Below are 22,503 nucleotides of genomic sequence, written 5' to 3' on the forward strand. Positions count from 1 at the left end.
ACGGACCCGCGCCGCATGGAGCACACCCGGAACGGGCGCGAACACTCGCCGACGGCGCCGCACCGGCCGCGGAGGTGCGGCCGTGTTCCTGTCCAGCGCCCAACGCGTCCCAGCGGGAGCTGGGGACACCCGATCCAGTCTAATGGCTCTGCCGGGCCCCTCGAACATATACCGACGCCTGCGGACGCGCTCACCGCGCCCGCAGGCGGACCGCTCCGGGCCCCGGGTCAGCCCTCGAACAGGCTGGTGACCGAGCCGTCGCTGAAGACCTCGCTGATGGCGCGCGCCAGCAGAGGAGCGATCGACAGCTGAGTGAGCTTCTCGAACCGCCGGTCCTTGGGGATCGGCAGCGAGTTGGTGATCACGACCTCGGAGATGCGGGAGTTCTGCAGCCGCTCGGCGGCGGGCCCGGAGAGCACGCCGTGCGTCGCCGCTGCGATGACCTCGCGGGCGCCCTGCTCGAACAGGGCGTCGGCGGCCTTCACGATGGTGCCGGCGGTGTCGATCATGTCGTCGACGAGCACGCAGGTCCGGCCGTTCACCTGGCCCACGACCTCGTGCACCTTCACCTGGTTGACCACGTCGGGGTCGCGCCGCTTGTGGATGATCGCCAGCGGCGAGCCCATGCGGTCGGCCCAGCGGTCGGCGGTGCGCACCCGACCGGAGTCGGGCGAGACGACGGTCGACTCCTCGGACGGACCGACGCGCGACTGCACGTAGTCGGCCAGCAGCGGCAGCGCGAACAGGTGGTCGACCGGACCGTCGAAGAAGCCCTGGATCTGGTCGGTGTGCAGGTCGATCGCCATGAGCCTGTCCGCTCCCGCGGTACGGAAGAGGTCGGTCATCAGGCGGGCCGATATGGGCTCGCGGCCCCGGTGCTTCTTGTCCTGGCGCGCGTAACCCAGGAACGGTGTCACCAACGTGATGCGCTTGGCCGATGCCCGCTTCAGGGCGTCGACCATGATCAGCTGCTCCATGATCGACTCGTTGATCGGGTCGGAGTGGCACTGCAGCACGAAGGCGTCGCACCCGCGCACCGACTCCAGGTAGCGCACGAAGATCTCGCCGTTGGCGAAGTCCTGGAACTTCGTCGGCGCGACCTCGATGCCGAGCTGATCGGCCACCTGCTCCGCCAGATCGGGGTGCGTGCGCCCTCCGAACAGCATGAGCTTCTTCTGACCCGCGGCCTTCATGCCGGTCACTTCAGAGATCCCCCACAGACACTGACTCAGTCAACCTTCATCGCGGCGCTCGACGGACCCGGAAGGCCCGTCCTGCGCCCGTTCGGCCGCCTCCGCGGCGGCCGTTCCCGGGCGCTTGCGCCCTACCCAGCCCTCGATGTTGCGCTGCTTGCCGGCCGAAACCGCCAGCGCACCGGGCGGGACGTCTTCGCGGATCACGGTGCCGGCACCGGTGTAGGCGCCGTCGCCAACGTGTACCGGCGCGACGAAGGTGTTGTCGCTGCCGGTGCGGGCGTGGTCGCCGACGGTGGTGCGGTTCTTGGCGACACCGTTGTAGTTGACGAACACCGAGGAGGCGCCGATGTTGACGCCCACGCCGATGTCGGCGTCGCCGACGTAGGTCAGATGCGGGACCTTGGAGCCCTCGCCGACGGTGGAGTTCTTCACCTCGACGAATGCGCCGATCTTGCCGGCGGGCTCGATCACGGTTCCCGGGCGCAGGTAGGTGTAGGGGCCGATGCTGGTGTTCGCGCCGACTTCGGCGTCGTCGGCGACGACGTGGCGCACCCGGGCCTCGGCGCCCACGCGGGTGTCGCTGAGCCGGCAGCCCGGACCGACCACGGCGCCCTCGTCGACGACGGTGCGGCCCAGCAGCTGGGTCTGGGGTTCCACGACCGCGTCGACACCGATCTCGACGTCGGCGTCGACCCAGGTGGAGGCGGGGTCGACGATGGTCGCGCCGGCGCGCATGTGCCCGTCCAGCAGCCGGTCGTTGAGCATCCGGCGCGCTTCGGCCAGCTGCACGCGGTCGTTGACGCCCTGGATCTCGGTCCACTCCCGCGCGACGGATGCGCCGACGCGGTGGCCGTCGCCGCGCAGGATCGCCACGGCGTCGGTGATGTACTCCTCGCCCTTGGCGTTGTCGGTGGACAGCCGGCCCACGACCGAGGCGAGGCGGGCGCCGTCGAAGGCGTACATACCGGAGTTGATCTCGTCGACGGCGCGCTGCCCTTCGGTGGCGTCGGCGTGCTCGACGATCGCGGTGAACTCCCCGGAGGGGTCCCGGACGACGCGGCCGTAGCCGGCGGGGTCGGGTACCTCGGCGGAGAGGACGGTGACGGCGTTGCCGGCGGCCTCGTGCGCCTCGACGAGGTCGGCGAGGGTGCGGCCGCGCAGCAGCGGCGTGTCGCCGTAGGCCAGGACCACGGTGCCGGACAGGGCCACGCCCTGGGCGGCCAGCTCCTCCACGGCCATGCGCACGGCGTGGCCGGTGCCGTTCTGCTCCTCCTGCACGGCGGTGGAGACCGCCGGGGCGGTGTCCTTGAGGTGCTGGGCGACCCGTTCGCGCGCATGGCCGACCACCACCACGGTGCGCTCGGGCTCCAGTTCGTCGGCGGCGGCCAGGACATGGCCGAGCATGCTGCGGCCGCAGATCTCGTGCAGGACCTTGGGAAGCCTGGACTTCATACGGGTGCCCTCGCCCGCCGCAAGGACGATGACGGCAGCCGGACGGCTCACGCTCACTGGCGGAGACTCCTCATGTCGCTGGCGGATGCGGATGGTCCCCGCGCCGGCGCGGGCGGGGTGTCGCGGACGCGGCGCGACGCGGCTCCCCGCGGCGAGCGCGGGGCCGACACGACGTATCCGTTCGGTTGACGGCGCTCGACGGGGTGCCTGGCAGGCGAATCACGGACAGGCCAGACCGCGGCGGGGCCGACATGGGCAGGATACATGTGGCCTTTGGACGGCGCGGTTGCGGCCGCCGGGCCCGCCGCGCGTGCATCGGGGACTGCGGCGGCGCTGAAACGCGGGGCCGGAGCGGCCATCCGGGGGAAACGGCGGGGAATCAGCGGGCAGCGCCTGTGAAATTCGCGACGCGCCGCGGCCGCGGCCGCGGGCGACGCGGACGCAAGCGGCGAGACGGGCCGCGGGCGCCCATCGCACCGGCGCGCGCCGCTGCACCGGCGGAGTCCGCGCCCGCTCGGCTCCCGGGGAAGGATTCGAACCCTCACCTCAAGGCACCAAAAGCCTGTGTCCTGCCATTAGACCACCCGGGAAGGGGGATTCCGCCGCCCGCCGGGCGGCGCGATCCGCATGCCAACGATAGCGGCTCCGCCCGGACGTCGGCACATCCGTGGTCCCCGCTCCGCCTCCCCCGCTTCCCGCGGTGCGCCCACCGCCGCACTGTCGGCGGCCGGCCCGCCGCCAACAGTGCGGAGAGCGGGGCGGACGAAGCGCGTCCCGCCGTGGATCACACGCGCGGCGCTGCGACTTTCACCGCCGCCCTTTCGAACCTACGAGGGCGTAGGTTACGGTTACGTAGGTATAGGTTCCGGCGGCCGGCGCGATCGGCGACCGGAGCAGGAAGACTCCGCGCCGACTTCAGCAGTCAGGCCCGCGAACGAGGTGGACACATGACCGCAGCACCCGAGCTCTCGCCCGACCAGGCGACCCGGCGGACGCCCGAACCCGAACTCGACCCCGAGGGCCGGGGCAGGGTGGAGCGCTACACCGTCTTCGCCTTCGTCTTCGTCCCGCTCCTGGCTCTGGTGGCCGCGGTGCCCTTCGCCTGGGGCTGGGGCCTCACGCTGACCGACATCGTCATCGGCGCGGTCTTCTACGTCGTCAGCGGGCTGGGGATCACGGTGGGCTTCCACCGGCACTTCACCCACGGCTCGTTCAAGGCCAACCGCCCACTGCGCATCGCGCTGGCAGTGGCCGGCAGCGTGGCCATCCAGGGCTCCGTGATCAAGTGGGTGGCCGACCACCGGCGCCACCACAAGTACGCCGACGCCGAGGGCGACCCGCACTCGCCGTGGCGCTTCGGCGACGACTGGCGCTCGGTAGCCAAGGGCCTGTACTACGCGCACATGGCCTGGCTCTACCTGGACGAGGAGAAGACCTCGCCCAAGCGCTTCGCCCCCGACCTGCTCAAGGACGACGACATCCGCCGCGTCGACCGCCTGTTCGGCCCGATCGTGCTGTTCTCGCTGCTGGGCCCGGCGCTGATCGGCGGCCTGGCCACGATGTCCTTGTGGGGCGCGGTGACCGCGTTCTTCTGGGCCGGCCTCGTGCGCGTCGCACTGCTGCACCACGTGACCTGGTCGATCAACTCCATCTGCCACACCATCGGCGAGGAGAACTTCGAGGTCCGCGACCGCTCGCGCAACGTCTGGTGGCTGGCCATCCCCTCCTTCGGGGAGTCCTGGCACAACCTGCACCACGCCGACCCCACGTGCGCCCGCCACGGGGTGCTCAAGGGCCAGATCGACATTTCCGCCCGCGTCATCTGGATGTTTGAGAAACTCGGATGGGCGAGCAAGGTCCGGTGGCCCAACACCCAGCGCCTTGCCGCCAAGCGCGTCGGCGCCGAGAGCTGAAGTGAGTCCACCATGGCAGCGGTCAGCGGGAGCGAGAAAGGCACACGGTCGCGCCGCAAGCGCATGACCGGCAGGCAGCGCCGGGAGCAACTCCTGGACATCGGGCGCGAGCTCTTCGCTGAACGGGGCTTCGACGCCACCTCGGTCGAGGAGATCGCGGCGCGGGCTGGAGTGTCCAAGCCGGTCGTCTACGAGCACTTCGGCGGCAAGGAGGGCGTCTACGCGGTCGTCGTCGACCGCGAGATGCAGATCCTGCTGGGCATGGTCGGCGACTCGCTGAACGCCGACACCCCCCGGGGCAAGATCGAGAACGCGGCGCTGGCGCTGCTGCGCTACGTCGAGGAGTGCAGTCAGGGCTTCCGCATCCTGGCCCGCGACTCCCACGCCGCCTCGGGCACCGGCAGCTTCGCCAGCCTGATCAGCGACATCGCCACGCAGGTCGAGCACATCCTGGCCGAGGAGTTCAGCAGCCGGGGCTACGACCCCAAGCTCGCCCCGATGTACGCGCAGTCGCTGGTGGGCATGGTGGCCCTGACGGGCCAGTGGTGGCTGGAGGTCCGCAAGCCCAAGCGCGAGGTCGTGGCGGCCCACCTGGTGAACCTGGCCTGGAACGGGCTGTCGAACCTGGAACCCAAGCCGCGGCTGGACCACATCCAGCACAAGCGAGGCGACGCCTAGCGTCGGCGCCGCGCGTGCGGGGCCGCCGGACCGCGTACCGCGGCGACTATCTTGATATCAAGAGATATGCTGACCGCATGCGTGATGAGGTCGACGGTCTGATCGAGGCGTGGCGCGCCGAGCGCCCCGATCTCGACATCGAGCCCCTCCAGGTGCTGAGCCGGGTGTCCCGGCTGGCCAGGCACCTGGACCGTGCGCGGCGCGCGGTATTCACCGAGCACGATCTGGAGCCCTGGGAGTTCGACGTCCTGGCCGAGCTGCGCCGCTCCGGGCCGCCCTACGAGCTCAGCCCCGGCAGGCTGCTGCGGGCCACGCTGGTCACCTCCGGCACCATGACCAACCGCATCGACCGGCTCGCCGACGCCGGCCTGGTGCGGCGCGGCCCCGACCCGGCCGACAAGCGCGGCGTGCTGGTGCGGCTCACCCCCGAGGGGCGCGAACGCGTCGACGGCGCGCTGGCCGCGCTGCTCAGCTACGAGGAGTCCCTGCTGGCCGGGGTCTCGCGCAGGGACCGCCAGAGCCTCGCCGCACTGCTGAGGTCGGTGCTGTCCCCTCTCGACGAGTAGCCGCCGCGTCGGCCACTCTTATGACCCGGCGGCGTCCGTCCCCGCTCGCATCGGGACGCCGCACCGGCGCGCCACCGGTCCCGCGTGCAAGAGACGGAGTCGACGACATGGACAACCGCTGGTGTTCCGCCGCCGCAGCGGCGGCGGCCCTGGTGCTGGCCGGATCGCTGGCGGCCTGCTCGGCCGAGGGCGGGCAGGAGGCGCCGCGCAAGAGCTACTACCTCTCGCTCGGCGACTCGCTGGCCGTGGGCGTGCAGCCGCAGCCCGACGGGACGCGCGAGGAGACCTCCCAGGGGTACGCCGACGCGCTCTACCGCACCCTCTACGACCGCGACTCCACGCTCGAACACGAGCGCATGGGGTGCGGCGGCGAGGACAGCACCACCTTCGTCGACGGCGGCCTTCAGAACTGCGCCCAGCGCTACGAGGAGGGTTCGCAGCTGGCTCAGGCCGAGCGGTTCCTCAAGGAGCACCGCGACCGCACTGCGCTGGTGACGGTGGGCATCGGGGCCAACAACTTCACCGGCTGCGTTATGGAGGCCGCTCAGGGGTCGCAGGCGGAGGAGCCGGGCGAGTCGGGAGCCGCCGGCTCGGGGACGGGCTCAGGCGGGGCCGACGGCGGCGGGAGCGGATCGGGGCTGTCCGGGCTGGGGAGCATCGACCGCGGATGCGTGGACGACGGCCTGGAGCGCCTCCGCGAGGAACTGCCGCTCATCGCGTCCCGCCTGCGCGACGCCGCGGGCCCCGACACGCGGATCGTCGGCATGACCTACTACAACCCCTTCCTGGCCGCCCTGCTCCTGGAAGGCGGTGACGCGGGGGCCCGGGACGGCGAGAGCGGCGGAGAGCCCCGCAATGGGACCGTGGAGTACGCCATCGGCGTCTTCGAGGAGATGAACACGGTCATCACCGAGTCCTACGAAGACGCCGGGATCGGGGTCGCCGACGTGGCCGGGGCCTTCCACTCCTCCGACTTCGACGTGCCCGCCGGCAGCGAGACCGGCATGCCCGCCAACGTGCAGCGCGTCTGCGACTACACCTGGATGTGCAACACGGCCCGCGGCCCCGACATCCACACCAACCGGGCCGGGGCCGCAGCGATCGCCCGGGCCTTCGCCTCGCGCATCGAGATGTAGCCGGAACCGCCCGGCCGGCGGTCGGCGGCCGCTCCGGCGGAACGGCCCCACCGACCGTGAAGCCGGAACCGTACGCGCGGCGGCGCAGGGGTCCGACCGGCGCCGGGGTCGCGTCGGGAACTGTTCCTGCTGCTCAGCACGGCGAAGCACGTCACTCGCCCAGCTTCTCGGCCTCCACGAGCCACTGTTCCTCCAGTTCGTCCTTCTCGGCCTGGAGCGTCTTCAGCTCGGAGTCGAGTTCGGCCAGCCGCGCGTAGTCGTCGGCCGCCTGGGCCATCTGCTCGTGGAGCTCGGACTCGCGGGTGCCGATGCGGTCGAGGCGGCGCTCGATGCGCTGGGCGTCCTTCTGCACGGTGCGGCGTTCGGCGGCCGAGAGCGCCGGAGCGGACCCGGGTTCAGCCGCGGTGCCGGGCTCGGCACGGCGGCCGGGGACCGCAGCGCCGGCGTCGGTCTGGCGCGCGCGACGCTGGAGGTACTCCTCGATGCCGCCCGGCAGGAACAGCAGGTCACCGTCGCCCAGCAGCGCCAGGACGCGGTCGGACACCCGCTCCAGGAAGTAGCGGTCGTGGCTGACCACCACCAGCGAGCCCGGCCACCCGTCGAGCAGGTCCTCCAGCTCGGTGAGGGTCTCGATGTCGAGGTCGTTGGTGGGCTCGTCCATCAGCAGCACATTGGGCTCGTTCATCAGCAGCCGCAGCAGCTGAAGGCGCCGCCGCTCGCCGCCCGAAAGGTCGCCGATGGGGGTCCACTGCCGCTCGCCGCGGAAACCGAACCGCTCCAGCATCTGGCTGGCGGTGAACTCCCGCCCGCCGATGGCGATGTTCCGGCGGATCTCCTCGACCGCCTGCAGCGGACGCAGGTCGGGCGCCAGCTCGACGAGGCTCTGCGAGAGATGGGCCAGGTTGACGGTCTTGCCGTGGCGGACGCGCCCGCCGTCGGGGTCGCGCTCGCCGGCCAGTGCGCGCAGCAGCGTGGTCTTGCCCGAGCCGTTCACGCCGACCAGGCCGATGCGGTCGCCCGGCCCGAGCTGCCAGGTCAGGCGGTCCAGCAGGGCGGTGTCGTCGGCGGTGAGGGTGAGGTCCTCGGTGTCGATGACCGACTTGCCCAGCCGGGTGCTGGCGAAGCGCACGAGCTCGACGGTGTTGCGCGGCGGCGGTTCGCCCGCGATCAGCTCGTTGGCGGCGTCGATGCGGAACTTCGGCTTGGAGGTGCGGGCGGGCGGACCGCGGCGCAGCCAGGCCAGCTCCTTGCGCATCAGGTTCTGCCGCCGCTCCTCAGCGGCGGCCGCCAGCCGCTCGCGCTCGGCCTTGGCCAGCACGTAGGCGGCGTAGCCGCCCTCGTACCGTTCGACGCGCCCGTCGACGACCTCCCAGGTGCGGTTGGTGACGGCGTCGAGGAACCACCGGTCGTGGGTGACGACGGTGAGCGCCTCGCGGCGGCCTCGCAGGTGCTCGGCCAGCCACGCGATGGCCTCGATGTCGAGGTGGTTGGTGGGCTCGTCGAGCACGACGAGGTCGTGGCTGTCGATCAGCAGCCGCGCCAGGGTGGCGCGGCGACGCTCGCCGCCGGAGAGCGTGGCCATCGGCGCGTCGAGGTCCCACCCGGACAGCAGGCCGCGCAGCACGTCGCGCACACGGGCGTCGCCGGCCCACTCGTGTTCGGCGAGGTCGCCCAGGACGAAACCGCCGACCGTGGCCTCGGGAAAGGTGTCGCGCTGCTGCAGGAACCCGATGCGCAGGCCGCGGGTGTGCACGACGCGGCCGGTGTCGGGCGGGGTTCGGCCGGACAGCACGGAGACCAGGGTGGACTTGCCGCCGCCGTTGCGCCCGACCACGCCGATGCGGTCTCCCTCGTCGATACCGAGGGAGACGTCGTCGAGCAGTACGAGCGGCCCGTAGGCCAGGGACACGTCTTGCAGGTTCACGAGATTCGTCATCGTGCTTTCCATTGTGGTGGCCTGCGCGGGCGCCTGCGACCACGGTCCACAGGCGCCGCCGCGCCGCCTGCCCCTGCCCCTGCCCCTGCCCCTGCCCCTGCCCCTGCCCCTGCCCCTGCCCCTGCCCCTGCCCCTGCATGATCCGACACCCCGGCCTGCAGCACAGCCGGGCGGTCAGAGGCAGAGGCAGAGGGCAGGCCGTCAGGGCAGGAAGAACGCGCGGGCCCGCTCGGCGATCCCCGCGGTGTCCAGCCCGTGCGCCCTGTCGTGGTCGGCCGGGGTGCCGTAACCGCGGACCTCGCCGTCCCTGCGCACACCCAGCGAGCGCTGCCGGTGGCGACGGTCCTCCAGCGCCGCGGCGACCTCGTGCGCAGAGGTGCCCTCCAGGTACGGCTCGACCACGAGCACGTCGGCCTGCCCGGCCCGCGCCGCCAGCCCGTTCAGCCCTTCGCGGTCGAAGGGGCGCACGGTGGCGGCGTAGGCGACCGTGACGTCGAGGCCCTCGGTGGCGGCCAGGACGCGGTCCAGCATCGGGCCGACCGCGACGACCACGCCGCCGGAGCGCCCCGAACCGGCGCGCACGGTCTGCAGTCCCGGCCCGATCGGGCGGGCGGCGGCGTTGCCGCGCTCGCTCAGCCGCACGTAGACGTTGCCGTCCTGGCGCAGCGCCTCCTCCAGCAGCGGGGCGACCTCGGCCGCGTGGCCGGGAACGTGCACGGTCCAGCCCGGCAGCGAGTCCAGTAGGGCGACGTCGCCGGGCGCCATGTGGGTGCGGCCGTAGTGCGCGCCGTCGTAGGAGGCGCCGGAGCTGACCAGCACCGCGCCCGCCCCTTGATGGACCAGATCCAGTTTGACCTGCTCGAAGGGTCGCTCGACGAGGAAAGGCGCGAACGTGTGGGCGACGGGCCGCATTCCGGTCAGCGCCAGACCGCCGGCCACGCCGATCATCAGCTGCTCGCGGATGCCCAGGTTGAGGACGCGGTCGGGGTGGCGCCGCGCGGCCTCGGTGAAGCGGTCGGCGGAGATGTCGGCGAGCACGACGGCCAGCCGCGGGTCGGTCTCCAGCGCGGCGGTGACGGTGTCGGTGAAGGCGTCGCGCATCGGCTGCGCGACGACGGCCGCGGCCTCGGGCGGTGCGGTGGTCATGGACCTCATCCCTTCGGTCGGACGCGGGCGACCACGGCGAGCGGCCGACCGCTGTGCGGTGCGGTGAGTGCGTCGTACAGGGCCGACTGGTCCCGGCCGGGCGCCGAGCGCGCCTGCCAGCCCTCGCCGGCGAAGCGCGTCTCGATCCCGCCGGGCCAGCCGTGGGTGGCAGAGGCGTTGTCGACGACGACGGCCGTGAGGTTGTCCAGCCCGAGGCGACCCGCGGCGGCGATCGCCTCGTGGTTGCTTCCCTCGTCCAGCTCGCCGTCGCCCATGAGCACGAACACGCGCGGCCGGGTGCGCCCTTGGGCGCGCAGCCCCAGCGCCGTGCCCACGCCCAGGCCGAGGCCGTGGCCGAGCGAGCCGCTGCTGATCTCGGCTCCGGGGACCAGGACGCGGTCGGGGTGGTGGCCCAGGGGCGAGTCGAAGCCGGCCCAGCGGCGCAGTGTGGCCAGGTCCAGGAAGCCCTTGGCGGCGAGCACCGCGTAGTAGGGCATGGGGCCGTGCCCCTTCGACAGCAGGAACCGATCGCGGTCGGGGTCGCCGGCGGTTTCGGGTGAGACGTCGAGCACGCGGTCGTAGAGCACCCACAGCACTTCGCGGGTGGACTCGGCCGCGATCTGGTGCTTCTCGTCGCCGGTCATGAGCCCGATCAAGGCGGGCAGATCGGCGTATCTGGTGAGCGGCGGTGCGGTTGTCATGGCGCCAGTCTCAGACTTCAATCAAGCTTGAGGTCAAGACCGGCGGGGGCGCCCGCACAATACTCGTGTTGTGATGCGGGACACATTCCCCGCACGGGTAGCGGGGGTGGCGGGCGATGCCCTCCCGCACGGGCGGGGATCACCTTGACGTGCGGGTCCAGAGCGGACCTTGCCCCACCACCTCCCGGCCCCGTCCCTCGACCGCTCAGACCACGCTCGCCCCCGGCACGTCCCCATACGAGGTGACGGCGTGCGCGCAGTCGGGTGCGGCGCGGACCGCCTCGGCGACCGCGTCGGCGTGGGCGGCGGACTCGGCCAGGAACGCGCACGTCGGACCGGAACCGGAAACGAACGCCCCCAGCGCCCCCGCCGCCCTGCCGGCCTGCAGCGTCTCGGCCAGCGCGGGACGGAGCGCGAGCGCGGCAGGCTGCAGGTCGTTGCCCAGCGCGGCGCCGACCGCCCGGGCGTCGCCCTCTGCCAGCGCCGCCATCAGCACCGGGTCGCCCTGGGGCGCCGGAGCGCCGGGGCGCAGGCGGTCGTAGGCGCCGAACACCTCGGGGGTGGACAGCCCGCCCTCCGACAGCGCGAAGACCCAGTGCAGGCGTCCGGCGCAGCGCGCAGGCGTGAGGACCTCGCCGCGCCCGGTCCCCACGGCGGTGCCGCCGACGAGCGGGAACGCGACGTCGCTGCCCAGCCGGGCCGCCAGGTCACGCAGCCGGTCGCGGTCCAGGCCGGTCCCCCAGAAGGCGTTGCAGGCCACGAGCGCGGCCGCGGCGTCGGCGCTGCCGCCCGCCATCCCGCCGGCGACCGGGATGGCCTTGCGCAGGTGCAGGTGCACCGGCTTCCGCGCTCGACTTCCGGGTGCTTCGCGCGTTTCGCTCGCGAGCAGCTCGGCGGCGCGCCAGGCGAGGTTCGACGCATCCAGCGGAACGCGGTCGATGTGGGAGGCCGGACCGGGGCCGGCGTCCTCCGCCGAGATCCCCGCAGGGCCCCCGGTTGCGCGCGTTCGCGCACCGGTGACGGTAACCTCGTCGAACAGCGCTACTGCGTGGAAGACATTGACCAGATCGTGGTATCCATCTTCGCGCGCCGGCCCCACCGCCAACTGAAGGTTCACCTTCGCGGGGACCCGAACGGTTACGGCGGTCGTAGTGGTCACGAGTCCTAGATCGTAAAGGAACACCCACCCCCGTGAATCCCCCTTCCGCGAACCCGGGCGCCCGCGCGCGCCCTGCGGTCGGCTGACGGCGGTGGGCGGCCCTTCGGCGGTCACATGCCCGCCCCGGGGTCACGGCTGTCCGGATGCGGGCGCCGTGGCCTGCCCGGGTGGGTATCCGGACACGATCACCGCTACCTTGGGGCCAGGCGGAGTTTGGACACCGTCGGGGAGGGTCGCTTGCCGTCGGATGGGCTCCCGAAGAACCTGGAACCGTTGGCTGCCGGAGATCCGGCGACCATCGGTCCCTATGTGCTGGCCGGTCGCCTGGGCAGCGGAGGAATGGGGACGGTCTACCTCGGCCGTACCCCCGAGAAGGGCGCCCAAGTCGCGATCAAGGTGATCCGGCCAGAGCTCGCCTTCGACGAGGCCACACGCGCGCGCTTCCGCGACGAGATGGAGAACGCCCGCAGGGTCGCCTCGTTCTGCACGGCCAAGGTCCTCGACCACGGCACCTTCGAGGGCCGCCCCTACATGGTGACCGAGTACATCGCGGGCACCGCTCTGGCCGAGCACATCGCCGAACACGGCGCTCTGGACTCCAGCACCCTGCACGGCTTCGCGCTGGGCGTGGCGGCCGCGCTGGCGGCCATCCACCGCACCGGGCTGGTGCACCGCGACCTCAAGCCGGCCAACGTGCTGCTGTCGCTGTCGGGGCCGCGCGTGATCGACTTCGGCATCGCGCGGGCGATGAACACGGCCACCAACCACACCCAGACCGGCATCGTCATGGGCAGCCCCGGGTGGATGGCGCCCGAGCAGCTGCTGGAGGAGAAGGTCACCACCTCCGCCGACATCTTCGCGTGGGGCTGTTTGGTCGCCTTCGCCGGCAGCGGCGTGCACCCCTTCGGCAACGGCGACGCCATGACGCTGGGCAAGCGCGTGCTGTTCGCCGAGCCGCAGATCGGCGACCTCGACAGCCCGCTGGACCGGCTGGTCGCCCAGGCGCTGGCCAAGGAGCCCGAGCGCCGCCCCAAGGCACAGGACCTGCTGCTCGAACTGACCGGCGGGGAGGGCGAGTCCTCCAGCGGCGGCGGGGACGCCAACGAGATGGTCAGCCATGCGCTGCACAACTCGTGGCGGCCCAACCTGCCGCCCATGGCGCCGATGCCGCAGCCCGGCCCGCCGCCCAACCCGCACCACACCGCCACCGGCATGCCGCATCCGCCGCCGGCCCCTCACGGCCCGCCCCCGGGCGCTCCCCCCGGTCAGCACTACCCGGGTCCGCCGATGCCCGCGCAGCCGGCCCACCACAGCCAGCCCATGCCGCGCCCGGCCGGCATGGGGCCCCAGGGCGCCCAGGCGCAGGCGGCCCCCGGCGCTCCGGCGCCGCAGGCGCCCCCGGGCCCGCCGCAGGGGCCCGGCGGCCCGCAGCCTCCGGGCCAGGGGGGCGGCCCGCAGGGGCCCGGCCCCCAAGGCCCGCAGGGCCGACAGACCGGTCAGTTCTCCGCGGTGTCGCCGAACCAGACCGGCCCGATCCCGCAGGTGCCGCCGGCGCCCGACCCGGGCCAGGGCTCCCGCCCGCACGCCCAGCCCTACGTCCCGCCCGCGTCTCTGCCGCCGCACCGGCCCATGCAGCCGGGCAGCCGCAAGCGGTGGGTGGCCATCACCGCGATCGCCGCAGCGATCCTCGTGCTGCTGCTGTTCACCACGCTCACCCTGCTGGGCATGCAGAACCTGATCTGGCCGGGTTCGGCCGAGGGTTCCGAGGAAGGCAACCAGTCCAACAGCGGCGGCTCCGACGGCGAAGGCGACGCCGATGCGGCTCCCGGCGGCGCCGAGGGCCAGCAGTCCGACGAGACAGCGGCGGCCAACACCGCCAGCGACAGCCGCATGGTCTTCGAGGTGCGCGAATACGAGTGCTCGCCGCGCATCGAGGGCCGGTCCACCGTCCACCGCGGCACCTACTGCGTCTTCGCGCTGAACGTGCAGAACACCAGTTCCGAGCGCATCACGCTGGAGCACGACCAGCAGCGGCTGGCAGTGGGCGAGCAGGAGTTCCAGTCGGCGTCGGAGCCCTCGATCAGCGAGAGCCAGGCCCCGCTGTGGCGGTCCATCCCCGCGGGCGCCGACGCCGAGGGCAAGCTGGTGTTCCTCGTGCTGGAGGAGTCGGAGGTCGACTCCGGCGCGCTGCACCTCAGCAGCGGCGACGGCGGCTCCCCCGCCGTCGTCGACGTCACCGCCGTCACCAAGGCGGGCTGAGGGCGGAGCCACCACCACCGTTGATCTTGTAGCTATCGTGATGGCAATCGATTTCCATTTGCGATAGCTACAAGATCAACGGGCTTCGGCCCCAGGCTCCGCCGCATGGCCGGCGCAGGCGGCGATCCTGGTGAACGCGGAGATGTCGAGCGACTCGCCGCGGGCGCGCGGGTCCACCCCGGCGGCCCGCAGCACCCGCTCCGCGGCCGGCGCCGACCCCGCCCACCCGGCCAGGGCGGCGCGCAGGGTCTTGCGCCGCTGGGCGAACGCGGCGTCGACGACGGCGAACACCGCGCGGCGGTCCGGGGCCGCGTCCTCACCACCCGCGGCGCCGTCGCCGGCCCCGGGAGGCGCGCTCCTACGGGTCAGCGCCACGAGCCCGGAGTCGACGTTGGGGACCGGCCAGAACACGCCGCGGCCGACGGACCCGGCCCGGCGCACCTCGGCGTACCAGGCGGCCTTGGCGGAGGGCGACCCGTAGGTCCGGCCGCCCGGTCCCGCGGCGAGCCGGTCGGCAACCTCGGCCTGCACCATGACCAGCGCACGGCGCAGGCTCGGCAGCAGTTCCAGCAGGTGCAGCAGCACCGGGACGGCGACGTTGTAGGGAAGGTTGGCCACCAGCGCCGTCGGGGCCGGGCCGGGGATCTCGGCGACGCGCATCGCGTCGGCGGTGAGCACCCGCAGCCGGTCGGCGTAAGCGGGGGCGAACTCGGCCGCGGTCCGCGGCAGCACCTCGGCCAGGCGGGGGTCGATCTCGACGGCGGTCACCGAGCGGACGTGCGGCAGCAGCGCCAGCGTCAGCGACCCGAGTCCGGGACCGACCTCCAGCACCGTGTCCTCGGCTCCGACCCCGGCGGTGCGCACGATCCGCCGCACGGTTCCGGCGTCGATCACGAAGTTCTGCCCGAGTGTCTTGGTCGGCCGGACGCCCGTGCGCTCGGCCAGGCGCCGTACGTCGGCCGGCGTGAGAAGCCGCGCGCCGCCGGTGGAGTCGGATTCGTTCACCGCAACATTGTGGCAGCACACGCAGTCGTCGGCGGGCGGGAGGCGGGAGCCGGGCGCCCGGCGGGGCGGCGCGCGCCGCCCCGCCGGGTAGCCTCACCCTCGGGAGGATCCCTGGATGACGAACACGGCCAAGCGGGCGGGATCGCAGGCGGGTGCGACATCCCCTGCCGCACAGTCCACCGCGGGACCAACGTATCGGGCCCGTCGGCTGACCGTTCTCGACGCGCCATCGAGTCTCGGCTTGCGTCCGAACGCTCACGGCGGAGTCCCGGGAACCTACAAGGCGCCGGGCATTCTTCGCGGCACCGGACTCGTCCGGGATCTCCGCGCCGAGGACGCGGGAGCCGTGGTTCCCGCCCCCTACAACGCCGCTCGGACTTTCGGCACAGTACGCAACGAGGCGGCGATCGCCGACTTCTCGCTGCGTCTCGCCGACCGGCTCGGAGGGATTGCCGACCGCCGGGGCACGGCCGTCGTGCTCGGAGGCGACTGCAGCATCCTCGTGGGTGTGGGTGTGGCGTTGCGCCGCCGAGGCCGATTCGGGCTCGTGTCATTCGACGGCTTGGATTATCGGCATCCGGGAAACAGTGATGCCGTGGGATCCGCCGGCGGTGAGAGCCTGGCTCTTGTGACCGGGCTAGGCGGATCGCTCGCGGACCTGGATGGCCTGCGTTCCTATGTCCGATCCGGAGACGTCGTGTCGATCGGCCCCCGCCCGGACGACGAATTCGCGACCGAGGCCGCCCGCAACGGCATACGCGTCATCGACAGTCGCGTTGCCGCGCGCGCCCCGGCAGAAGCGGCGCAGGAAGCGCTGGACACGGTCACTCGTCCCGAGCTCGACGGGTTCTGGGTACACCTGGACGCCGACGTCATCGACCCCGGCGAGATGCCTGCCGTCGACAGTCCCGAGCCCGAAGGGCTCTCGTTCGATCATCTCACCGCTGCGCTTGCACCGTTGCTGGCCGACCCCCGGCTGGCCGGACTCGATGCGACGATCTACGATCCCGACCTCGACCCGCATCTGCGCTGCGGCCGCAGGCTGTCGGATCTGCTCGTATCCGCATTCGCCCAGGGTCCCGAAACACCGCTTTCCGCGTAGCACGGCCCCGGAGGCGCATCCAGGCGACCCGCGTCGGTCGACTTCGACCGTCCGGCGGCGCCTTCCGGATCCGCAGTCATCCGATCCGGGCCGCCGCCGGGCGCGTGCGCGGTGGGGGGCCGCTGCGGGCGGAGGCGGGCCTACAGCGCCTCGGGCCGACCCGTGTGCCGCGGCAGCGCCCCGCCGTCCCAGCGGGCCCGGGACATGTCGACGCGGTCGCCGCCGGAACGCATGGGGGTGGCCTCCGCCGCGTAGTGGGACAGGGCCTCGACCTCGTGTCCCTGTGGAGGGGAGCCGTCGGCGCGGATGACCCGCCACCAGCAGACACCGCCTCCCCACGCCGACATCACGGCGCCCACCTGGCGGGGACCTCCCTCGCCCAGGTATTCGGCGATGTCGCCGTAGCTCATCACGCTGCCGGGCGGTATCGCCTCGACGACGTCGAGTACCCGGTCCACGTACTCGGTGGGGCGGCTGAAGGCGTGCGACATGGGCCGATCGTAGTAGCGGCGCGGCGCCGGGACCGAGCCGCGGCCCCTCGGGGGCTCGGGCGCCAGAGGACGGGGCAGCTCAGCTCGTCAGGCGCCGGCTCGACGGCTGCGGCGGGACGATGCGGCGGTACAGGGCCATGGCGTCGGGCAGGTTGGCCGCTCCGACGACGACGGCGATCGTGCCGCATATCCAGGCCGTCCAGGACGCGGGCGCGTTGCCGGTGAAGGAGAGCAGCCACGGCGTGGCGATCAGGAGCAGCCCGGTCACGGCCAACGCGATCTCGGTGACGAACAGCTCGGGGTGGATGATCGACAGGCAGGCCAGGAACACCGTGAGGATGCCGACCAGGAACAGCGCGGCCATGCCAACGCCCAGCATCCCGTGCCAGGCGTAGCTGACGACCACGGCACAGCCCGCGATCAGGGCCGTCCAGTCCGCCAACCTTCTGGTGCCGCGCATGTGGACCCACCTCCGAGCGTCGGGTTCCGCCGCCGGGGTGATTCCTACCCACAGGTCCGGCGTTCCAACGGTCCCCCACGTGCGGCACCGCGGGCGGCACCGGAGGCGTTGAGCCGCCGCGGCGCAGTGCCGCGGCGGCCCGGATGGGCGGGGACGGGCTCCTCGGGCGCGGTACGCGTGCCCGCCTTCCGCCTAGTAGGTGGGCAGGCTGGGGTCGACCTGGTGGATCCAGGACAGCACCCCGCCGCCGACGTGGACGGCGTCGCCGAAGCCGGCGCCCTTCAGCGCGGCCAGCGCCTCGGCCGAGCGCCCGCCCGACTTGCAGTGCAGCACGACGCGCTTGTCCTGCGGCAGCTTGCCGAACGCCTCGCCGTTGAGGAACTCCCCCTTGGGGATGAGCACGGCGCCGGGGATGCTGACGATCTCGTACTCGTTCTTCTCGCGGACGTCGACGAGGTAGAAGTCCTCGCCGTTGTCCATCATGTCCTTGAGCTCGCCCGCGGTGATGGTCGCGCCCTGGGCGGCCTCCTCGGCCTCACCGGACACGGCCCCGCAGAACGCCTCGTAGTCGATGAGCTCGGTGATCGGCTCGCCCTCGGGGTCCTTGCGGACCTTGACCGTCTTCCAGGTCATCTCCAGGGCGTCGTAGATCATCAGGCGGCCGACCAGCGGGTCGCCGATTCCGGTGATCACCTTGATGGCCTCGTTGACCATGATCGAGCCGATCGAGGCGCACAGGACGCCGAGCACGCCGCCTTCGGCGCAGGAGGGCACCATGCCTGCCGGAGGAGGCTCGGGGTAGAGGTCGCGGTACTGGGGACCGTACTCGTTCCAGAAGACGCTGACCTGGCCGTCGAAGCGGAAGATCGAGCCCCACACGTAGGGCATGTCCAGCAGCACGCAGGCGTCGTTGACCAGGTACCGGGTGGCGAAGTTGTCGGTACCGTCCAGGACGAGGTCGTAGCCCCGGAAGATCTCCAGCGCGTTGTCGGAGTCGAGGTGCTCCTTGTGGAGGTTGACCGTGACGTAGGGGTTGATCTCCTCGATGCTTTCACGGGCGGACTCGGCCTTGGGCTTGCCGATGTCGCTCTGTCCGTGGATGACCTGGCGCTGGAGGTTGGACTCGTCGACCTCGTCGAAGTCGACGATGCCCAGCGTGCCGACGCCGGCGGCGGCCAGGTACAGCAGCGCGGGCGAGCCGAGCCCTCCGGCGCCCACCACCAGCACCTTGGCGTTCTTCAGGCGCTTCTGGCCGTCCATGCCCACATCGGGGATGATCAGGTGGCGGGAGTAGCGGCGAACCTCGTCGACGGTGAGCTCGTCGGCCGGTTCGACCAGCGGCGGCAGCGACACAGCAGCTCCTCAGCATTCCTCATCGGTGTCACGTCCCCGGGGCGTCGACGGTGGACGCGGGGGCGTACGGGCACGTGACGAGCTTGCATTAGTAGCCAACCTACGGGGTGGGGTTTCGCATTCCCGCCGCGACCCGAGCGTTGGAGCCGAGTGCGTCACGCCTCGTCGGAGCGTTCCTCCCAAGCGCCCGGGAAACCGCGCGCTCCGGCCCGCGCGGGCCCCGGGCGCCTTGCGGAACCGCCGTCGACGGCGCGCAGGAACGAGCGCACCTCGCGCCCCACCCGTTCGGGGCACTCCATCATCGGCACGTGGCCGGTCTCGGGCATCAGCACCAGCCGGCTGCGGCGGAAGGCGTGTGCTGCGCGAGCGGCCATGCGCGGGTCCACGAACCGGTCGCCGGTGGCGTAGACGAGGAGCACGGGGCAGCGCACGCGCGCGGCCTGCGCCCACAGCGAGCGGTGCCCGCGCCGCACGTACTCTGCGACCATGCCGCGCAGCGACCGCAGCACCGCCGTCGAGGCGTGCTCCTGCGCGTCGCGTTCGCGCTCGGCCTCAAGCGCTTCGAGGACCCGCCGCGTGGGCGCGGAGGACGGGTCGAAGTAGGTGGTGGCGAGCATGTCCTGCACGCGGACCTCGGGCGGGCGGCGCTGCATCATCGCATAGCCGGCCGGACCCAGCACCGGAACCAGGGAGGCGGCCATCTGGTAGGGGATCAGCCGCGGGCGCAGGTCGGGCAGTGCCGGGGAGACGAGAGTGAGCGAACCCACCAGGTCGGGACGCTCGGCGGCCAGGCGCACCGCCACGGCGCCGCCCATGGAGTTGCCGATCAGGTGGACCGGTCGCCGGCCGGCGGCGATCAGGCGGGCCACGGCGCCGGCGTGGGCGTCGATGCTGTAGTCGCCGTCGGGCGGCGGCGGGGACCCGCCGAAGCCGGGCAGGTCGGGCGCTTCGCCGGCCCATTCGGAGCACAGCACCCCCATCAGGTCGGTCCAGTTGCTGGAGGAGCCGCCGAGCCCGTGGACGTAGACGGCGCGGCCGCGCTCGCCGCCGTGCGCAGCGGTGTCGGCGCGGACGAAGACCTCGCGGCCGTCGCCGATTCCCACGGGCCCGCCCGGCCAGGGGTCGATGGGCTCTGCCATGTGCGTCCTCCCCGAGGCCGGCTGCGGTGGCGCTGGTGCGCGTGCGCGCCGAAGCGCGGCAGGATACCGGCCGCAACGGCGCATCCCCCATGCTCCACAAGGCGCGCTTAGACGCGCAAGAGCGGGTAGCGGTCCTGTGGACGGCGGCCGCTCCGGGGGGATTCCCCATTCGGAGCGGCCGCGACCGGAGACCGAGTAGCGTGGGGCCCGACCCGACCACGTAGGGGGATGCAGTGGCTCAGCCTCAAGACGACGACACCGAGCGCCCGGTCGAGAGCGGCGACGCCGACGTCGACGAGCAGCGCGCCGAACTGGCTCCCGAAGGGGGCGACTGGACGCGCCGCGGGCGGCTGGACGCCGAAAGCGAGGTGTCCGAGGGCGACGCCGTCGAGCAGCTGCGCGAGATCGACCTCGACGAGGACGAGTACCGCTAGCTCCCCGACCGCCGCCGCGACCGCGAGTCCGGGGCGCCGGGCGCCGGGGCTCCCGGCCGCTGGCGGCGGCCAAGCTACGTGCGAGTAAGATAGGGGCGGTACGCCGGGTCGAGGACGTGCAACCGGATCCGATGGTGCGTTCCAGTGCAAGGTCGTCGAGCGCGGCAGGCTGCAGGCCGCGAGGAGTTCGGAGGGTGTCGCCGTGACAGCTCCTTCAGACGCCCGCCCGCGGGGGACCCGCCTGCCCCGGATGGCCCGCCGCCGCCAGCTGCTGGCCGCAGCCCAGGAGGTCTTCGTCGCCCACGGCTACCACGCCGCGGCCATGGACGAGATCGCCGAGCGCGCCGGGGTCAGCAAGCCCGTCCTCTACCAGCACTTCCCCGGCAAGCTGGAGCTCTATCTGGCGCTGCTGGAGCAGCACTCCGAGGCACTGGTCGAGAAGCAGCGCGAGGCGCTGGAGAGCACCGACGACAACCGCCAGCGGGTGACCGCCAGCTTCCAGGCCTACTTCGACTTCGTCGCCGGCGAAGGCGAGGCGTTCCGGCTGGTCTTCGAGTCCGACCTGCGCAACGTGGCCGCGGTGCGTGAGAAGACCGAGCAGACCCTGCAGCGCTGCGCCGAGCTGATCAGCGGCGTCATCCGCCAGGACACCAGCATCTCCGACGAGGAGGCGCACCTGCTCAGCATCGGCTTGGTGGGTATGGCCGAAACCAGCGCCCGGTACTGGCTGAGCAACTACGGCGGTATCCCGCAGGAGGCGGCCGAGCAGCTCATCGCACGCCTGGCGTGGCGCGGCATCAGCGGCTGGGACCTCACCCGCGGCTGAGCGGGCCCCGGCGGCTCCCTCTTTCGACGCATGCGTACCGCGGGTTGTTCAACTCCGTGCAAACGACCGACAAACAATCACTTTGCGTGTTCGATCGTCACCCTCTGGTGATTCGGTGTATCCGTTATCGGGTAGTCGCGGTGGTGAGAAACAGTCGTCTCGGTTTCGCCGGGCGGACGCGGGGCGCGACCCGGGTACCGGCGGGGCGCCATGGGGGTGAAATCGCATGAACATCGAGCGGGGGTTAACGGACGCCTGGAGCGCCGTCGCCTCCTTCGTTCCACTGCTGGCCGCATTCCTGGTGATCCTGATCATCGGCTGGATCATCTCGAAGATCGCGGGCCGGCTCGTGGGCAAAGGACTCGGCAAAGCCGGCCTCGACCGCGGCCTCGAACGCAGCGGTGTAGGTGAGTACTTCCAGCGCAGCCGCTACAGCGCGAGCGAACTCTGCGGCAGGATCGTCTACTACGTCCTGCTCCTGATCACGCTGCAGTTCGCCTTCAGCGTCTTCGGACCCAACAACCCGATCACGCAGCTGCTGAACGAGGTGGTCGCCTGGATTCCGCGCGCGATCGTCGCACTGGTCATCGTCGTGGTGGCCGGCATGATCGCCAAGGCCGCGCGCGACATCATCTCCAGCGCTCTGGCCGGACTGAGCTACGGGCGCCTGCTGGCCAACCTCGCCGGGCTCTTCATTCTGGGCCTCGGTGTGATCGCCGCGCTGAACCAGATCGGCGTGGCGACCACCGTCACCCAACCGGTGCTGATCGCCGTGCTCGCCACTGTCGGCGGAATCCTGGTCGTGGGCATCGGCGGCGGCCTGATCCGGCCGATGCAGGCGCGCTGGGCCAACTGGCTCGACGCCGCCGAGCGGGAGACCGGGCGGCTGCGCGACGACTCCTACCGGGCCGGACGCTCCGACGCGATGCAGCCGGGTCCCGCTCAGGGCGCCCCGGAGGAGCCGACGAGGGAGCGCAGCGCTCCCGGCTCGGCGACCATGGGCGGCCCCGCCCCGAGCGGCCGCCGCGGCGGCGACCCGCCGCCCCCGCCCGAGCAGTGAGCCCAGGCCGGCGCCGGGGGCGCCGGCCCATCTGATCCCGTGACGCACATCCGGTGCATGCGAAGGGGGCGGAGCCGATCGATCGGCTCCGCCCCCTTTGCGCGTTTCCGCGGCCTGCCGCCCGCGCCGCGCCTGCGGCCCGGCGGTCTCAGAGCAGCTCGTCGTTGCCGAGCTCCTCGCGCGCGAGCCTGTTGATGCGGCGGACGATGAGCACCCCGGCGACCAGGACCGGAATCACGGCGATCCAGAAGGCGATGCTCGCCCAGCCGATGCCGATAAGCACCATGACCGCCAATGCGATCACGATGATCGAGGTGAACAGCGAGAAGTCGACGCGGTCCTGCTGAATCAGGACGCCGATCGGCGGTCGCGCCGCACCATGCCGGCCGCTCCCCATGCGCTCTTCCTTTCTTGCGGTGCGGGCACCGCGCGTACTCGTCCCGGAGTGCGGGTCCTCGCGGGCGGCTGCGGCCCCGCGTCCCGGCACCCGT

Annotated in this window: 21 protein-coding genes and 1 tRNA gene; 9 read left to right on the forward strand and 13 right to left on the reverse strand. The window is 72.3% G+C overall.

What is annotated here, in order from left to right; genetic code table 11:
* Positions 1 to 227: 227 nt before the first annotated feature.
* The 3 genes from RM446_RS09145 to RM446_RS09155 all read right to left on the reverse strand — a co-directional run bounded on the left by RM446_RS09145 (position 228) and on the right by RM446_RS09155 (position 3,238).
* On the reverse strand, positions 228 to 1,202 hold the full coding sequence (locus RM446_RS09145; RefSeq protein ID WP_311544754.1) for a ribose-phosphate diphosphokinase: 975 nt from the start codon (positions 1,200 to 1,202) through the stop codon (positions 228 to 230).
* A gap of 30 nt (positions 1,203 to 1,232) precedes the next feature.
* A complete protein-coding gene (glmU, locus tag RM446_RS09150) occupies positions 1,233 to 2,705 on the reverse strand; it encodes a bifunctional UDP-N-acetylglucosamine diphosphorylase/glucosamine-1-phosphate N-acetyltransferase GlmU (RefSeq protein WP_311544755.1) in 1,473 nt (490 codons plus the stop codon).
* 461 nt (positions 2,706 to 3,166) lie between these two features.
* Positions 3,167 to 3,238 (reverse strand) — tRNA-Gln (locus tag RM446_RS09155).
* Positions 3,239 to 3,595: 357 nt separating this feature from the next.
* Here RM446_RS09155 and RM446_RS09160 point away from each other — a divergent pair.
* From RM446_RS09160 to RM446_RS09175, 4 genes are all read left to right on the forward strand, one after another.
* Positions 3,596 to 4,561 (forward strand): acyl-CoA desaturase, encoded by a 966-nt coding sequence (locus RM446_RS09160; protein ID WP_311544756.1) that lies wholly within the window; start codon positions 3,596 to 3,598, stop codon positions 4,559 to 4,561.
* Between the two features lie 12 nt (positions 4,562 to 4,573).
* Positions 4,574 to 5,239, forward strand: coding sequence for a TetR/AcrR family transcriptional regulator (locus RM446_RS09165; protein WP_311544757.1), 666 nt, complete (start codon positions 4,574 to 4,576; stop codon positions 5,237 to 5,239).
* Positions 5,240 to 5,316: 77 nt separating this feature from the next.
* Complete coding sequence (locus tag RM446_RS09170) at positions 5,317 to 5,805, forward strand: MarR family winged helix-turn-helix transcriptional regulator (protein WP_311544758.1); 489 nt, start codon at positions 5,317 to 5,319, stop codon at positions 5,803 to 5,805.
* Positions 5,806 to 5,912: 107 nt separating this feature from the next.
* Positions 5,913 to 6,941: a GDSL-type esterase/lipase family protein gene (locus tag RM446_RS09175; RefSeq protein WP_311544759.1), complete on the forward strand. Its 1,029-nt coding sequence runs from the start codon at positions 5,913 to 5,915 to the stop codon at positions 6,939 to 6,941.
* A 151-nt stretch (positions 6,942 to 7,092) separates the two neighbouring features.
* On the opposite strand, the gene RM446_RS09180 is transcribed toward RM446_RS09175, so the two are convergent.
* The 4 genes from RM446_RS09180 to RM446_RS09195 all read right to left on the reverse strand — a co-directional run bounded on the left by RM446_RS09180 (position 7,093) and on the right by RM446_RS09195 (position 11,883).
* Positions 7,093 to 8,877, reverse strand: a complete 1,785-nt coding sequence (locus RM446_RS09180; protein WP_311544760.1) for an ABC-F family ATP-binding cassette domain-containing protein — start codon at positions 8,875 to 8,877, stop codon at positions 7,093 to 7,095.
* A 201-nt stretch (positions 8,878 to 9,078) separates the two neighbouring features.
* Positions 9,079 to 9,978 (reverse strand): transketolase family protein, encoded by a 900-nt coding sequence (locus RM446_RS09185; protein WP_311544836.1) that lies wholly within the window; start codon positions 9,976 to 9,978, stop codon positions 9,079 to 9,081.
* A 50-nt stretch (positions 9,979 to 10,028) separates the two neighbouring features.
* Entirely contained in the window at positions 10,029 to 10,724 is a 696-nt protein-coding gene (locus RM446_RS09190; RefSeq protein ID WP_311544761.1) for a thiamine pyrophosphate-dependent enzyme, read from the reverse strand.
* Between the two features lie 205 nt (positions 10,725 to 10,929).
* Complete coding sequence (locus tag RM446_RS09195) at positions 10,930 to 11,883, reverse strand: 4-(cytidine 5'-diphospho)-2-C-methyl-D-erythritol kinase (protein WP_311544762.1); 954 nt, start codon at positions 11,881 to 11,883, stop codon at positions 10,930 to 10,932.
* Positions 11,884 to 12,120: 237 nt separating this feature from the next.
* On the opposite strand from RM446_RS09195, the gene RM446_RS09200 reads away from it, so the two are divergent.
* Entirely contained in the window at positions 12,121 to 14,142 is a 2,022-nt protein-coding gene (locus tag RM446_RS09200; protein ID WP_311544763.1) for a serine/threonine-protein kinase, read from the forward strand.
* Between the two features lie 75 nt (positions 14,143 to 14,217).
* Here the strand turns inward: RM446_RS09200 and rsmA are convergent, their stop codons facing one another.
* Positions 14,218 to 15,147, reverse strand: a complete 930-nt coding sequence (gene rsmA, locus RM446_RS09205; RefSeq protein ID WP_311544764.1) for a 16S rRNA (adenine(1518)-N(6)/adenine(1519)-N(6))-dimethyltransferase RsmA — start codon at positions 15,145 to 15,147, stop codon at positions 14,218 to 14,220.
* A gap of 115 nt (positions 15,148 to 15,262) precedes the next feature.
* On the opposite strand from rsmA, the gene RM446_RS09210 reads away from it, so the two are divergent.
* Positions 15,263 to 16,249, forward strand: a complete 987-nt coding sequence (locus RM446_RS09210; RefSeq protein WP_311544765.1) for an arginase family protein — start codon at positions 15,263 to 15,265, stop codon at positions 16,247 to 16,249.
* 140 nt (positions 16,250 to 16,389) lie between these two features.
* Here RM446_RS09210 and RM446_RS09215 read toward each other — a convergent pair whose 3' ends face one another.
* The 4 genes from RM446_RS09215 to RM446_RS09230 all read right to left on the reverse strand — a co-directional run bounded on the left by RM446_RS09215 (position 16,390) and on the right by RM446_RS09230 (position 19,692).
* Positions 16,390 to 16,740: an MGMT family protein gene (locus tag RM446_RS09215; protein ID WP_311544766.1), complete on the reverse strand. Its 351-nt coding sequence runs from the start codon at positions 16,738 to 16,740 to the stop codon at positions 16,390 to 16,392.
* A gap of 79 nt (positions 16,741 to 16,819) precedes the next feature.
* Positions 16,820 to 17,200: an SPW repeat protein gene (locus tag RM446_RS09220; RefSeq protein WP_311544767.1), complete on the reverse strand. Its 381-nt coding sequence runs from the start codon at positions 17,198 to 17,200 to the stop codon at positions 16,820 to 16,822.
* Positions 17,201 to 17,392: 192 nt separating this feature from the next.
* The gene (gene moeZ, locus RM446_RS09225) at positions 17,393 to 18,553 is read right to left on the reverse strand and encodes an adenylyltransferase/sulfurtransferase MoeZ (protein ID WP_311544768.1); all 1,161 of its coding nucleotides are present in this window, start codon (positions 18,551 to 18,553) and stop codon (positions 17,393 to 17,395) included.
* Between the two features lie 155 nt (positions 18,554 to 18,708).
* Positions 18,709 to 19,692, reverse strand: a complete 984-nt coding sequence (locus tag RM446_RS09230; RefSeq protein WP_311544769.1) for an alpha/beta fold hydrolase — start codon at positions 19,690 to 19,692, stop codon at positions 18,709 to 18,711.
* 233 nt (positions 19,693 to 19,925) lie between these two features.
* On the opposite strand from RM446_RS09230, the gene RM446_RS09235 reads away from it, so the two are divergent.
* The 3 genes from RM446_RS09235 (at position 19,926) to RM446_RS09245 (ending at position 22,012) form a co-directional block, all read left to right on the forward strand.
* The gene (locus RM446_RS09235) at positions 19,926 to 20,126 is read left to right on the forward strand and encodes a hypothetical protein (RefSeq protein ID WP_311544770.1); all 201 of its coding nucleotides are present in this window, start codon (positions 19,926 to 19,928) and stop codon (positions 20,124 to 20,126) included.
* A 202-nt stretch (positions 20,127 to 20,328) separates the two neighbouring features.
* Positions 20,329 to 20,952, forward strand: a complete 624-nt coding sequence (locus RM446_RS09240) for a TetR/AcrR family transcriptional regulator (RefSeq protein ID WP_311544771.1) — start codon at positions 20,329 to 20,331, stop codon at positions 20,950 to 20,952.
* 226 nt (positions 20,953 to 21,178) lie between these two features.
* A complete protein-coding gene (locus RM446_RS09245; protein WP_311544772.1) occupies positions 21,179 to 22,012 on the forward strand; it encodes a mechanosensitive ion channel family protein in 834 nt (277 codons plus the stop codon).
* 148 nt (positions 22,013 to 22,160) lie between these two features.
* Here the strand turns inward: RM446_RS09245 and RM446_RS09250 are convergent, their stop codons facing one another.
* The gene (locus RM446_RS09250) at positions 22,161 to 22,409 is read right to left on the reverse strand and encodes a hypothetical protein (protein WP_311544773.1); all 249 of its coding nucleotides are present in this window, start codon (positions 22,407 to 22,409) and stop codon (positions 22,161 to 22,163) included.
* Positions 22,410 to 22,503: the final 94 nt, after the last annotated feature.

The sequence above is a fragment of the Streptomonospora wellingtoniae genome (assembly GCF_031845375.1).
GTDB lineage: Bacteria > Actinomycetota > Actinomycetes > Streptosporangiales > Streptosporangiaceae > Streptomonospora > Streptomonospora wellingtoniae.

What these genes read in the sequence shown, in the direction of transcription:
- RM446_RS09160 (WP_311544756.1), top strand. Translation starts at nt 3,596, where the DNA reads ATGACCGCAGCACCCGAGCTCTCGCCCGACCAGGCGACCCGGCGGACG.
- RM446_RS09165 (WP_311544757.1), top strand. Translation starts at nt 4,574, where the DNA reads ATGGCAGCGGTCAGCGGGAGCGAGAAAGGCACACGGTCGCGCCGCAAG.
- RM446_RS09170 (WP_311544758.1), top strand. Translation starts at nt 5,317, where the DNA reads ATGCGTGATGAGGTCGACGGTCTGATCGAGGCGTGGCGCGCCGAGCGC.
- RM446_RS09175 (WP_311544759.1), top strand. Translation starts at nt 5,913, where the DNA reads ATGGACAACCGCTGGTGTTCCGCCGCCGCAGCGGCGGCGGCCCTGGTG.
- RM446_RS09180 (WP_311544760.1), bottom strand. Translation starts at nt 8,877, where the DNA reads ATGACGAATCTCGTGAACCTGCAAGACGTGTCCCTGGCCTACGGGCCG.
- RM446_RS09185 (WP_311544836.1), bottom strand. Translation starts at nt 9,978, where the DNA reads ATGCGCGACGCCTTCACCGACACCGTCACCGCCGCGCTGGAGACCGAC.
- RM446_RS09190 (WP_311544761.1), bottom strand. Translation starts at nt 10,724, where the DNA reads ATGACAACCGCACCGCCGCTCACCAGATACGCCGATCTGCCCGCCTTG.
- RM446_RS09210 (WP_311544765.1), top strand. Translation starts at nt 15,263, where the DNA reads ATGACGAACACGGCCAAGCGGGCGGGATCGCAGGCGGGTGCGACATCC.
- RM446_RS09215 (WP_311544766.1), bottom strand. Translation starts at nt 16,740, where the DNA reads ATGTCGCACGCCTTCAGCCGCCCCACCGAGTACGTGGACCGGGTACTC.
- RM446_RS09220 (WP_311544767.1), bottom strand. Translation starts at nt 17,200, where the DNA reads ATGCGCGGCACCAGAAGGTTGGCGGACTGGACGGCCCTGATCGCGGGC.
- RM446_RS09230 (WP_311544769.1), bottom strand. Translation starts at nt 19,692, where the DNA reads ATGGCAGAGCCCATCGACCCCTGGCCGGGCGGGCCCGTGGGAATCGGC.
- RM446_RS09245 (WP_311544772.1), top strand. Translation starts at nt 21,179, where the DNA reads ATGAACATCGAGCGGGGGTTAACGGACGCCTGGAGCGCCGTCGCCTCC.
- RM446_RS09250 (WP_311544773.1), bottom strand. Translation starts at nt 22,409, where the DNA reads ATGGGGAGCGGCCGGCATGGTGCGGCGCGACCGCCGATCGGCGTCCTG.